The following is an 890-nucleotide window of genomic DNA, read 5'->3' as shown; positions in this document are numbered from 1 at the left end:
GTGTAGCACATGCAATTGAAAAATATATTTTAAACAATCATTAACTTTATACAAGATTCGAGCAAACATCCTCTCCTAAACCTATTATTTGTTTGGAAAAGATGTTTGCTCTTTTATTTCCTCTGATTTCATCGTAGTTGAAACAAATTTCAGCACTTTCTTTGAAATAAAGTATCCTAATAGATGATGCAAAATTAGATATTTTAATGATTCATTATCCTTTAACAAATTCAGTCTTTTTAAAAGGAAATCAATTCCATTAACACAAATGAATAACAATAATTTCCCCCTTCTCGATTTCAATTGATTCAACCCTATCTGAATCAAGGCAAAGCTAGAAGCAAAAAAGGGAATCATCGTGTAATGCTCTTTCCATGTATGGATACGACCCCTACCTAATTTGAAATTTTTGAATATAGCTAGAAAAAATAATCCTGTCGAACCTATTGAATAAATCGATAAGTATTCTGTTATTTTTCTAACGAGAAAATAATTTTTCCTTAATAATTTATTCCAACTGTCACTTAAGAAAAAATAGACAAATGTGAAGATGAATGTATATGAAGTCTTCCACCACTTTGTTCGAAAGATTTTCCATTTTATAAATAGCCTCTCAATGATTGAAAAATAAGTAGAAAATAACACCTTCCACTTCCAATTTAACTTGAATGCGGATATAAAGGTAGCAACAATCGGCACATAAATAGCCTGTGAAAAGACAGCACCTAATATATTATCATGAACTTTATTTTTCACTATTTTTGGTAAATACGTATATCCTCTTAAAAAGTTTAAGACTACTGCCTCAAATAAATAGGCAAAACCAATGTTTGAAAAAAGCAATACTAATAAGCTCTTGTCATTTTTCTTTCTTACCGTATAAATTAGCA

1 pseudogene is annotated in these 890 nt (G+C 29.2%); it reads right to left on the bottom strand.

Features of this window, described 5'->3' with window-relative positions:
- Positions 1-84: 84 nt before the first annotated feature.
- A pseudogene (locus tag HU235_RS10910) lies at positions 85-890 on the bottom strand (hypothetical protein); the annotation flags it as partial.

This window comes from Metabacillus niabensis, assembly GCF_902829255.1.
GTDB classification, from domain to species: domain Bacteria; phylum Bacillota; class Bacilli; order Bacillales; family Bacillaceae; genus Metabacillus; species Metabacillus niabensis.
The sequence above is the reverse complement of the archived record's forward strand: the minus strand, read 5'-3'. Positions and strand labels throughout refer to the sequence as shown.